Annotated in this window: 7 protein-coding genes and 2 pseudogenes; all 9 read left to right on the top strand. The window is 37.2% G+C overall.

Annotated elements, in window-relative coordinates; genetic code table 11:
* Positions 1-793 precede the first annotated feature (793 nt).
* Positions 794-1,525: pseudogene (locus H1P_RS26030) on the top strand (protein kinase domain-containing protein); the annotation flags it as partial.
* 60 nt (positions 1,526-1,585) lie between these two features.
* Positions 1,586-2,428, top strand: a complete 843-nt coding sequence (locus H1P_RS26025; protein ID WP_144872725.1) for a DUF3050 domain-containing protein — start codon at positions 1,586-1,588, stop codon at positions 2,426-2,428.
* Positions 2,429-2,476: 48 nt separating this feature from the next.
* Positions 2,477-6,175 carry a hypothetical protein gene (locus H1P_RS26020; protein ID WP_246141947.1) on the top strand — a complete coding sequence of 1,233 codons (3,699 nt, stop codon included), beginning with the start codon at positions 2,477-2,479 and terminating at the stop codon, positions 6,173-6,175.
* Positions 6,176-6,315: 140 nt separating this feature from the next.
* Complete coding sequence (locus H1P_RS26015) at positions 6,316-7,521, top strand: DUF2235 domain-containing protein (RefSeq protein ID WP_144872721.1); 1,206 nt, start codon at positions 6,316-6,318, stop codon at positions 7,519-7,521.
* A gap of 117 nt (positions 7,522-7,638) precedes the next feature.
* Positions 7,639-8,436 (top strand): hypothetical protein, encoded by a 798-nt coding sequence (locus H1P_RS26010; RefSeq protein WP_144872718.1) that lies wholly within the window; start codon positions 7,639-7,641, stop codon positions 8,434-8,436.
* Positions 8,321-8,932: a hypothetical protein gene (locus H1P_RS26005; RefSeq protein ID WP_144872715.1), complete on the top strand. Its 612-nt coding sequence runs from the start codon at positions 8,321-8,323 to the stop codon at positions 8,930-8,932. The genes H1P_RS26010 and H1P_RS26005 overlap by 116 nt, the downstream gene beginning before the upstream one ends.
* Before the next feature lie 93 nt (positions 8,933-9,025).
* On the top strand, positions 9,026-9,157 hold the full coding sequence (locus tag H1P_RS39020) for a hypothetical protein (RefSeq protein ID WP_281291223.1): 132 nt from the start codon (positions 9,026-9,028) through the stop codon (positions 9,155-9,157).
* A gap of 181 nt (positions 9,158-9,338) precedes the next feature.
* Positions 9,339-10,628, top strand: a complete 1,290-nt coding sequence (locus H1P_RS26000; RefSeq protein ID WP_144872712.1) for a glycosyltransferase — start codon at positions 9,339-9,341, stop codon at positions 10,626-10,628.
* Between the two features lie 108 nt (positions 10,629-10,736).
* A pseudogene (locus tag H1P_RS25995) lies at positions 10,737-10,922 on the top strand (NF041680 family putative transposase); the annotation flags it as partial.

The following is a 10,922-nucleotide window of genomic DNA, read 5'->3' as shown; positions in this document are numbered from 1 at the left end:
CCATCGACATCCAGTAATCAAAATGTACAGCAATGTATTTCAAACATACCTAAAGGGTGTGGTCGGCATTCCTCGCGATCAGGCGGAGCCTGGCACTGCGTGATCGCTTTTCGGAATTTTTCTTTTTAGGAAAAATATCTTGAAATAGCTTCCACTCTAGGTCATTTAATCCCTCAAATTTGCCTGGCATCTTCAGTCGTTTAGTTACAACCTTCTTATTTTATCTATTATTAGTGGGATAGGTTCATCGCTTTTCAACTCCGATTTCAGATGTATTTCATTTGTGTGGCTGATGGATGTGGGATATAAGATGAGGGTTGTGAGAGTAAAGAGAACAGCGATCGCAAAAGATTACCATAATAAAACAAATAGATTATTTGTTCTGCCTTTTTTTTTACTTTTCAAGAACTATTAACCACTGTTTAATCTATCACTTTAGTCGTAGATAAATATACTTAACAGGTCAGCGAAAGTTAGAGACTATTTACCTCTTTCGTTGAGGTTTGATTTGAGACGTTTTTCAGATGTTTATCGCGATCGAGTTTTCTAAGATTGAGTTAAGAAAGTTGTTAAAAGGAGAAATAAATAAGAGATCGCGCTTTAATTAAATTAAATTCAGACTTAATTATTCACCTGAACAAATACCTGAATTTTTCCTCTGTTACTGCTTAAAAGCTAGAAGGATAATTTCAATAAGTTTTGAGCTTTTAAAGTAGTAGTCAAGTTTTTCCATTGAGAGCATCCGCAAGAAGCTCAACAAAATAAAATGAGATACCAAGAGCAACTAACAACAATGAATACCGAGCTAAATTCAGGGGATGTTTTAAAATCTCACTATCGAATTTTACATCAGTTGGGTCATGGAGGCTTTGGTCGTACTTACTTGGCAGAAGACATTAATCGTTTTAACGAACGCTGTGTTCTTAAAGAGTTTGCACCTCGACTTCAAGGAACGTTTGCTCTCTCTAAAGCACAAGAGCTATTTGAGCGCGAGGCGGGAATTCTCTATCGATTGCAGCACCCACAAATCCCTAAGTTCCGCGAACTGTTTCGCTATAAGTATCAAGATAAAGGACGTTTATTTTTAGTACAGGATTATGTTGAGGGGCAAACTTATCATGCTCTTTGTCGCGATCTCGCTCAAGAAGGCATGAAATTTAGTGAGGTGGGAATTAAGCATTTATTAAAGCAAATTTTGCCCGTTTTGCAGTATATTCATGCGATGGGAGTAATTCACTGCGATATTTCCCCCGATAACATAATTTTACGTAGCGCAGATCGATTACCAATGTTAATTGACTTTGGCAGTATTAAGGCGGTCGAAAACAAGGCACAATCTCAATTGATGGGGGCAATTTTCACTACAGATTCATTATCTCTGATTGGAACGGCAATCGGCAAAATTGGCTATGCTCCACCAGAGCAAATAGAGCGAGGGATTGTTTTTGCTCACAGTGATTTGTACGCTTTAGCTGCAACTGCGGTGGTGCTGCTGACGGGTAAAAAACCACAAAGACTAATTGAAACCAATTACAAAATAGTAAAAGTTAGTGTCGCCAACATTTTGTGATTTTTAAATTTAGTATTGCCTGAAAAACTTTATTTATCTGGAACTCTCCCCATGTTACAAGAAACTACAGTTAACGGAAATATGTTGATGAATTTAAATCATTATCAGTATGAAGATCGAAGTAAAAGTAACAAACTTACAATTGATATCAAAGCAAAAATTCACAAGCTTTCCGAGCATCCAGTCTATAGTGAATTAACTTCGATAGCTAAAATTGAATGTTTTATATCATATCACATTTTTGTTTATTGGGATTTTATGAAGTTACTTAAATCTCTACAGAACAAACTTATTTTAGCTTTACAAGGACAATTTATAGAATGCAATGATAATAATAAAAAATTGATTAATGAGATTATCTTGAGTCGAGAAAGCGAGCTATATTCTTATGGAGAACTCAACGAAGATTTTGCTATTTATCTTCATTCTATGGCAGAAATAGGAGTCGATCCTTATTTTCTTTGGTCTTTTTTGAAATCAGAAGATAATTTACATTTACTTAAACCAGGAATAAAAGAGTTAGTGGCATTTAACTTAAAGATTGTTCAATTAGCAACTATAGAAGAAACAGCAGCAACTTTTTTCTTCGGACAAGAACAACTTACTTTTTCAGTACTACTAGCAATCATTAAAGTCTTAAAACAAGAAAACAAAGAATGTTCGAGCTTGATTAGTTATGCCGATAAAACAATCCAGAAAAACAGTAGTAACTCTGAAATAATAGCTTTTAAAATACTCGATTATCTTTGTCAAAATGAAATCTCAAAAGTTCGAGCATTAAAGGCTGGATTAAAAGCAATAAATTACAAGAAAAAACTTTGGGACTATGCTCTGGCAGAAATGACGGAAATTAGCTAATTATTTCTGATTTTAATCAATTAATAGTGTTCCCTATTTAATAGGATATTGGGCAATAAATTAATCGCTATTTTTGAGTTACAAGAAAAGCAAATGTATAAGTCAACTTGGTTATCAATATTACAAAATGTCATTTTTGAAGCGATCGCTATTTTACTGATAGTTGCTAGTGGTATGGAAACGGGAAATATGATCTCTGATTGTTTGCTGTTTCTGTTTTATTCGATGCTACTAAGATTAACTTGGAATAGTGCAATTGTTATTCATGGCTTGGGACATACATTTGCGATCGCTGTTATTGACCAGCAATTATCTATTTTAAACCTGACGAATATTCTTGAACACAGAAGTATTAAAACTGTTTTCCAGTCATTACTGCCTTTTAGCAACATATTCATTCCTTTTCTAACTACCTGTAGCGACTTTCCATATCTCGCAGTCGGTAACTCTACTCAAGTAAGAGTCAAAGCATTAGGCGGTATCTTATTTAATTTTTTATTTGTGGCGATTACAGTTTTCTTCCATCCCAGTAATTTAATTAGCCAAACTTTTATAGTTGCAAATCTACTAATTGCCCTATCTTCCCTTTCAGACATAGATGCGTTAGTAACAGGAGTAGCAGATTGTTTTTACTGTGGAAACTTCGGCTTAATAGCTCACCGCCAGCCCGATGATGGAAATGAGCTTTTACCTGCCAGAATTGTGGAAATGGCGCAAATAATGGGCAGAGAAACCGAAATTCGGGGCGAACAAGCTGGTGGCGGATTGGTTTTAGCTCGTGATGAAGAGCAGATTGTTTTTGTGGGGAAAAAAGTAGTTAAGCGTAAAAGAGATAATTTAACCCAATCCCTAGAAGCAGCCTTTGCACCTATCAGACAAAAAGCGATCGCATCTGACATTAAACCCTTAGAATCATTAGTAATCGGAGCATGGCATTATCGTTATGCTACCAGTGGTACTGCTCCTTCGGAATTGGAAACCCATTGGCATGAATGGATGGGTGCTAGGAACGAAAATGTCTGGCAATTTATCGATCGAGAATGGGTATGTCAAACTAAAAATGTCAATCATCGCATTACCCACAACGGCGATTTTGATGCTTGGGAGCTTTTTGGTCAGGAAGTTGATAATCTTACTTTAGGTTTATGGTTAGAAAGAATTTTACATACTCCTAACGCCACTGAAGGCGATTCCCCCAAAATTGCGGGTATGATGGATTTATTAATTACCAAAGGAATGTGGTATGCTTCTTCACGATTAGCTTATCAATTAGCGATCACGCAGTGCCTCGCTGTAAGCGAGATCGCGAATTCCCTGGAATCGGCATTCCCTTCGGTAGAAAATTTAACCAGTTGGACAGAAATTTTTGAGAGTATTTTTGCTGAGCTATCCCATTCTCCAGAGCCAGATTCTCTCTATTTTCCTCAATATTTAAATCGTTTAGAAAATAATATTTTACAAGCCATTAGCGATCAAACCATAATCGCAAAATGGTCAGAATCACAAAGAACCGCTTTTGTACAAACGGCAATTGAAGCTTTCTTTCACAACGATTTGTATCGCGCCACCCAAATATTTATCTCAAGAGCCAAAGGAAGTTTCGGTTTAGTTACCGTTTCCACTTTAGAAGAATCCCAATTAGTTCTCGCTGCTAAAGGACAACCAATAACAATCGGGTTTAATTGGCAGCAAAAATACATGGTTTATGCTTCCGAACCCGCAGCCGTAGATCGTGTTTTAGCAGACGTTTCAGGTTCTTCTCGTTTGGATTTGAATCCCCAAGCAGGAGAAATTGCTCAAGTCAGTGCTGAGGATATTACTATCTACTCGTTAAAAAAACAAAGGGAACTCAAAGCCTCAGAATTAGAAAATCGCTGGATTTCCCTGAAACATCATCCCCATTTACCATATGTTAAATTTTCCGAGTCTGAAAACCAAGACCCTGTAGAGAGCGATCTTCAATCAATTCCCAGGGTGTTGGCTGAAATTAAAACTTCGTGGCAAAATTCCACCTCTCTGAATCGTCAAAGTGCAGATTATTTAGTTCATCTCTTGACGGAAAAAGTCCAACGCTTTGAGCAAAAGCAGCAAAAAATGTTTCAAGCTGGATTAATGAGTCAAATCCGACCCACGCCTACTGTGGATTTACTGATTACTGGGGAAGAAAATAGTCTCTGGTTAGGTGAAAGATTCGCGCAAAATTTAAAAACCGTTTTTCCTTTATTGAATGTTGTAACGATCTCTGCTAATGAAGTCCTACAACAGTTAAGCCAAAACCTGAACCAACTTTGTTTGAATAAAAACTCCCTCGTCCTGGCAATTACTCAATCTGGTCAAACCTTTTCCACCGTACAAGTGATCGATACTTTTGACCATCTGTGTGACCAAGGAGTTATCGGCGAACTGTTTATTCTCACAGGAGAGTTGAGCAGTTTTATCAATTCAACCCAAGGTAACGGAGGAGTTACAGCAATTTTGCCCTCCTCATTTCTCGACAATCCCCACCGCCACAGAATTTTTATTAATGGTAGTGGACGCAGAAAAGCCGAACCGAGTACTGTAACCGTTGCTGCTGCTGGACAGACTCTTACAGAGTTATTGTTCTATCTTGCCCAGCAGATGAAAAATAATTTTCCCGATTCAGAGCCTTTTGGGATGAATTTGACCTCAGAAAGTTTGCTGGTTTTGGCAATGATGAAGGATGATTTTCTCAATAAAAATGTCAGACAAATTATCGGAGTTACTGCTAGGGGAAAACCAATTAAATCGGCAATTAGGCAAAAGCTGGTTCAAGGTGGTCGTCATTGGGGGCTTCATGTTACGGAAACTCCTCTAGCTTGGGCAATTCACGCTTTCTATGTCTTCATAACTGTAGGATGGGTAATTCCTTTTGGCGAGACTCTTCCCTTAGTTAAGACATCACTGGGACTAATTTTTAACCTAGCTAATTTACCTCAGAGCTTATTGGAAGCGGTTTCACCCGTAATAACCTTGGCAGATATTGCCATCTATATCTTTGGTTCTTGGTTTTGGACTTTGTTAATTCGTTATTTTCAAGGTCGGCAACTATTAGCACGGATGGGTAAAAGAACTCTGGTTATTGGTGATGTACCTTGGGTCAACCAATTATTACAAGCTTATATCAGTAAACTCTTTTCCCTTAGCTATGGTATTGCAACTATAGAAGTACACGGGAGTAATCCCCAGAATCATTTTTTACACGCTTTTGGACATCGAGTAGTTAGGGGTACTTTGATTTTTCTCGGTGTACCTGATGGAAGACGCAGTAAAAAACTGCAAGAAGCGGAAAATGCAGTGCTAATGACAGGAAAACAAGCCAACGGAGTGAGAAATATTAATGTCGGACCAGAGATCGTGGTGATGGGTCATCATGATGCTGCGATCGCTGATAAAGGTTTTAGCGATGCCATTATTTTAGATAGTAATGATGATGCTATCTACTTCAGAAATTCCACTGTCACCGAGCAAAAAGAACAGATTGAAGAGTTAAGAGAATCTTGTTTTGGTGCGTTTGAACGCCTGTTAGCCAGTTATGTATTTTTCTGGGCGTTAGCCAAAAAAGTAGCGAGTTTTCCCTTACTCAAATACGAATATTGGAAATCTCAAAGTCGAACCAAAATCATGACTACTGCTTCACCTGTGGCGGGATTGAATTTAAGCAAATTGTTTCACAAAAATCGATTATATCGAAAAATTAAATTTAAAAAATATACAAAAAACAACTGAGATAGTTCTGACTAATTCTTAAAACCGATTAAAAAAATCATTCATCCCGAAACAATACCTGAATTTCACCCCTAGAACTGACAAAAAAACAGAGGTAAGATACTGACACATTACCAGATAGTTTAGTAAGGAGAAAACTGATGAAACGTTTAATAGTTTGTTGCGATGGCACTTGGCAAAGCCAAGATAACAAAGTTGCCACTAATGTACTTAAAATTGCTCAAGTAACAAAAACAAAAGGAGAAATTAAAGAAGAAGAGGAGAATAAGCTAGAAAACGAGATTCATCAAGCAGCAACCATAAAAGGTAAAGATAAGAATAATGATGAGCAAAAACAACATATTCCTCAAATTCTTTACTACGACCAAGGAATTGGTGCAGTTCCTGACTACGACAAAAATACCCAAAAAAATCTCATAGATAAAGTTGTTATTTATTGTAAACGTAGTGTCTATCGTCCGCTAAAAATATTTGGAGGAGCTTTTGGCTTAGGAATTGATGAAAAAATTGAAGATGCTTATATTTTTCTTTGCCTAAATTACGAGCCTGGCGATGAAATATATTTATTTGGTTTCAGTAGAGGAGCTTATACAGTCAGAAGTTTGGCAGGTTTGATTAGCTACTGTGGGCTACTTCAACGCCCTGATATTAATCATACTGCTGAGGCTTATAGAATTTATCGCATTAAAAACGAGAGTCGAGAACAAAAAGCTGAAAATTTTCGCAAAAAATATGAGATTGAAAAACCCCATATTAAATTTCTTGGCTGTTGGGATACTGTAGGGGCTTTAGGTATTCCCAATGTTATACCCTGGCTTCCAATTGACAGAATTTTTCAAAGAAACTTAAGATTTCACGATAACAAACTTAGTTCAATCATTAAAAATGCCCGACACGCGATCGCCATAGATGAAAAGCGATCGGCTTTTGAAGTCACAATGATGGAATCAGAAGATGGTTTTAAGGGAACGTTAGAACAAATGTGCTTTCCAGGAGATCATGGGTGCGTTGGCGGTGGTACAGATGAAATGATAGAGCTATCAGATAATTGCAAAGTAAATACTTTAGATTTGTCAAAAGCTGCTTTGGAGTGGATGGTAGGAGAAGCCAAAAAGCTGGATTTGGATTTGGATTTGAACTTAGTGAAATATCCTCCTGAAAAGACTGAAAATCGTAACACTACCAAACCCAAAGGACAAGAAGAACGCGACATAATCAAATTCAAAGATCTGAATAAAGACTTTCATAACAGCGTTAAAGAACTTTGGTGTAATAAAAACTACCGCCCTAAAAATCTTCCAGAATCTATTCCAGATCAGCTAAATAAATATTGTCAATCAAAATAAAGATACCAGTTCGATAATCGTCTCACTTGTGAGTCTTTCATTTCTCTTTATTTTTGGTGACAAATACTCTCCAATAGTAGAAAAATATTTATTGCTTCATAAGGAGTATATTTTATTATGAAATTTAAAAAAACTATTTTAATCGTTGGAATTAGCATATTTCATTTTTTCTCAAGTTTATCTCTTGCCAAAGCTCAAACAAGTCCCACAACATCAACAAGAGAAAAGACAACAATCGAAAGAAGAACTTATGATGGCGATCTACCAAGTCCACCAGAAGTTCCACCAGAAGAAAAAAGCGAAGTTCCAGGGGCAGATTTCTGCAAAACCGAGCCTGAAGAAGATCGACTTAACGGAGAAACAAAAAATCTGAAATTAGGCACTCAAAGAATAGAGTTACATTATGTTCGTGATGCAGCAAATGTAATACCTATGCTGCAAGAGATAAAAAATAAACTGGCTCTTGATAACCTTGAAGTTTATCGTCGTGGTGAAGTTGACAACGAAATCATCTTATATGGACTAGAGAAAGAAAGACAATGTGCCTATAGAATTATTGCTGCGATCGATCTTCCTCGACCTGGTATTAATATGCAAATGTGGGGAATTCAAATTTCTACTGATAAATCTAAGGGACAAGAAGCATTAAACGAAGTGATGCCAGAAGTCCGCGATCGCATCAACCTAACTCAACAGTTAGTTCGAGACACTTTTGCTGTAATCCAAGGCTATGCGATAAATCAAATAAATGAAGATAAAATAGATTCTGATTTTAAGTCGATTGTCGATCAACTAGAATATGATGTCATTTTTGACACCACAAGACCTTTATCCTTCAGAACAAGAAGGAGTAAAACCACTATCTCGGATCGGAGAACAAACAGTCAATACAACAGTTTATACCCAGGCAATTGATTTTTTCGCACTTTCAACCTTTTCCAACCAAAGTACATTGGATGGTGGACGGGGTTATGTACCAATTATCGGTCAGGTATGGAGGGGAATTTTTAGTGCAATTCCTGTATTTGGCAATTTGTTTAGTTGGCAAAGACCGCCTCAAAATGTCCAGCATGAAAGTTTGTTGTTAACTAATTCTTTTATCACACCAACATCAATGGGGTTAGCTCTTCTCTATCCAAAGAGTAGCAAGGCTTATGAAGGAAAGTGCTTTTGCAAATTAGAACCTAAGGTCGATGAATATATCGAAGGTCTGGAAAATTCCCAGGAAAATCGAGAAATAACATTTATCTCTGAAGACAATAAGAAAGTTACTGAAGATTGGTCTGATTGTATTGATGCCAGAAAACTTAAACCTGAAGACAAACAAAAGATTGCTGAAGATTTGTGTAATTGTATTGATTACAGAAAACCTCAAAATAAAAACATAACACCTTTATCAGATCGACAATAATACCCTCAATTTCTGTATGCCTCAGTGCAAAGTTCAAGAATATACAGCCAATAAAGCCGATAAAAATACAGATAAAAAAGTCAAAGAATAATCATGACACACAATAATTCAGAAACCAATTCAAAAGTACCTAAAGTAGCCGTTGTTGCGGTACAGGGCGTTTCCGACCAAAAACCATTCAAGTCGGCTATAGCGATCGCCGATGCTCAGCCAATTACCGACTAAAACAAAAGTAGACCAATCAAAAGAACCAGGATTTTGCTAAATAGAGCGATCGTATCAAAGGAAAATTCTTAAATTATGCAAAAAATAATTGAGATAATTCCGATCTAATTCCAGAAACCAATTAAATTGTGCTGTAACTGTAAACCAATCACCAACATTCATTTTTCACCATAAAAATATCATGACTCATTTTGGCATCATTTGTCCTCCTGCTATTGGACACCTTAATCCTATGTGTGCTTTAGGCGGAGAATTACAAAGACGCAACCATAGTGTTACTATTTTCGGTATTGCAGACATCGAACCCAAAATTAAAAATTCAGGATTGAACTTTTGGTTGATTGGAGAACAAGAATTTCCCCTCGGAATACTAGAACAGAATTATGAAAAACTAGGAAAAAAGAGCGGAAGAGAAGGTCTAAAATTCACTATCGAGTTAATTTTAAAAGATAACAGAATGCTGTTTAATAATCTGCCGACAGCAATTCAATCTGCTGGTATAGAGGCGTTGCTCGTCGATCAGGTTTCTACGGCGGGAGGAACAATTGCAGATAAGCTAGAGCTACCTTATGTCACGGTATGTAATGCTTTATTAGTTAATCGCGAAGCTGGTGTTCCTCCCTATTTTACCCATTGGGGTTATAACCAGGCATGGTGGGCGAAACTTCGCAATCAACTGGGGAATTGGTTCTTAAATCGTATATCCCTTTCGATCTGGCAAGAAATTCAACAACAGCGACAGCAGTGGCAATTACCTTTATACAAAAATCGCGACGATAATTACTCAAAACTGGCTCAAATTTGTCAGTTACCAAGGGAATTTGATTTTCCCAGAGTAAATTTACCCGATCATTTTCATTACACGGGACCTTTACAAAATCCATCTGGTTTAGAATCCGTCTCTTTTCCCGATATTTCTTTCCCCTGGGAAAAATTAACTGATAAACCTTTGGTCTATGCTTCCCTAGGAACATTACAAAACAAAGTACCAGAAATATTTCAGTCTATTGCGGAGGCTGTGGCGGGACTAGATGTTCAGTTAGTTATTTCTTTAGGCAATCCGAATAACAACCCTGCGGATTATAATTTGCCAGATAATATCATTGCGGTTTCTTTTGCTCCTCATCAAAAACTAATAGATAGAGCGAGTGTAGTGATTACCCATGCAGGTATGAACACAACCCTAGGCGCATTGAGTAGCGGAGTCCCAATTGTCGCCATTCCCATTACTAACGAACAGCCTGGAATAGCTGCACGCATAGCGAGAACAGGAGCAGGTGAAGTTGTGCGCCTCCAGAATTTGAACATTTCTCGACTTCAAACTGTAATCAAGCAGGTGCTAACAGAAAGTTCTTATCAACAGAATGCCCAGAGACTTCAAGAAGCTATCCATCAAGCTGGTGGCGTGAGACGGGCTGCTGATATTGTAGAACAAGTGGTTGCTACAGGAAAACCAGTTCTTGCTCCTTGACTGGAGTTTAGACTAAAACTTGATTAAGAAGTCAAAAAAAAGACAATAAATTCTCAAAATAAGCTAAATTAAAGTAAAATCAGGCATTCAATCAAAGTTAGCTGAAAAATGCCTGACACAAAGTTAAAATATTTTCGAGACCAAATATACCATTTTCTGGGGAAAGCGAAAGATGCAACTTTTGAACTTACCGATGCAGCATTATTAACTCGGAATCCTAGTTCTTTAGCCGAATTATCTTTATCACCAGTGTTTCGACGGCAATGGCATAGTACTTATGAATCTCTAGAAGAT

It is taken from the genome of Hyella patelloides LEGE 07179, assembly GCF_900659865.1.
In the GTDB taxonomy this organism is placed as follows: Bacteria; Cyanobacteriota; Cyanobacteriia; order Cyanobacteriales; family Xenococcaceae; genus Hyella; species Hyella patelloides.
Note: the sequence above shows the minus strand (reverse complement) of the source record. Positions and strands in the feature narration are given on the sequence as shown.

Excerpts from the sequence above, each read along its gene's own strand:
- H1P_RS26015 (WP_144872721.1), top strand. The coding sequence starts at position 6,316 with ATGAAACGTTTAATAGTTTGTTGCGATGGCACTTGGCAAAGCCAAGAT.
- H1P_RS26010 (WP_144872718.1), top strand. The coding sequence starts at position 7,639 with ATGAAATTTAAAAAAACTATTTTAATCGTTGGAATTAGCATATTTCAT.
- H1P_RS26005 (WP_144872715.1), top strand. The coding sequence starts at position 8,321 with ATGATGTCATTTTTGACACCACAAGACCTTTATCCTTCAGAACAAGAA.
- H1P_RS39020 (WP_281291223.1), top strand. The coding sequence starts at position 9,026 with ATGACACACAATAATTCAGAAACCAATTCAAAAGTACCTAAAGTAGCC.
- H1P_RS26000 (WP_144872712.1), top strand. The coding sequence starts at position 9,339 with ATGACTCATTTTGGCATCATTTGTCCTCCTGCTATTGGACACCTTAAT.